This is a genomic window from Pseudomonas sp. 18.1.10 (genome assembly GCF_024655625.1).
GTDB lineage: Bacteria > Pseudomonadota > Gammaproteobacteria > Pseudomonadales > Pseudomonadaceae > Aquipseudomonas.
The window spans coordinates 1-578 of the sequence record NZ_JANLGL010000477.1; the positions used below are offsets into that span (position 1 = coordinate 1).

1 protein-coding gene is annotated in these 578 nt (G+C 54.3%); it reads right to left on the minus strand.

Annotated elements, in window-relative coordinates; all coding sequences use genetic code 11:
- Window positions 1–99 precede the first annotated feature (99 nt).
- Window positions 100–393: a hypothetical protein gene (locus NUV89_RS29775; protein ID WP_257784133.1), complete on the minus strand. Its 294-nt coding sequence runs from the start codon at window positions 391–393 to the stop codon at window positions 100–102.
- Window positions 394–578: the final 185 nt, after the last annotated feature.

Below are 578 nucleotides of genomic sequence, written 5' to 3' on the forward strand. Positions count from 1 at the left end.
TCAGTATCAGATGTGTTGACTGACCCACCGCCTTCGCGAGCAAGCCCGCTCCCACACAAGCCCACTCCCACAGGGGGATTTGAGGTGTTTATGGGGGGATTAGTGGACAACCCAGCTGAGCAACCACAGCCCCAGCATCAACCAGATAATCCCGAAGATGATCGACGCACGCATAAACGCCCGTACCGCCGAATACAGAAACAGCAGGCCAACGATCAGCGTGAGGATGCTGATGATCGACGTGTCCATGCCCAAAGTGCGTGACAGGCCTTCGACAAAGTTGCCGCCCGCGTTGGTCAGGGCACCGAACAAACCGCTGAGCCCATCGACGATAAAGCGAATGACCGAACCGAGCGCTTGGCCCAACCATTCGAAAAAGCTTTCTACCTGCATGTGTGTGTCCTGATAAGAAGGTGGGCGTGTGTTTGCCTTTGGTTGTGATTGCGTCAGGCTAGTTCCCTATCAGCATAGAGGTTTGCAGGTTAAATAATGGGTTTCCCTAATCACTTGTGTACTCGGTCCAATGTGGGAGCGGGCTTGCTCGCGAATGCGGTGGGTCAGTGACCGCTTTATTACCT

Excerpts from the sequence above, each read along its gene's own strand:
- NUV89_RS29775 (WP_257784133.1), bottom strand. The coding sequence starts at position 393 with ATGCAGGTAGAAAGCTTTTTCGAATGGTTGGGCCAAGCGCTCGGTTCG.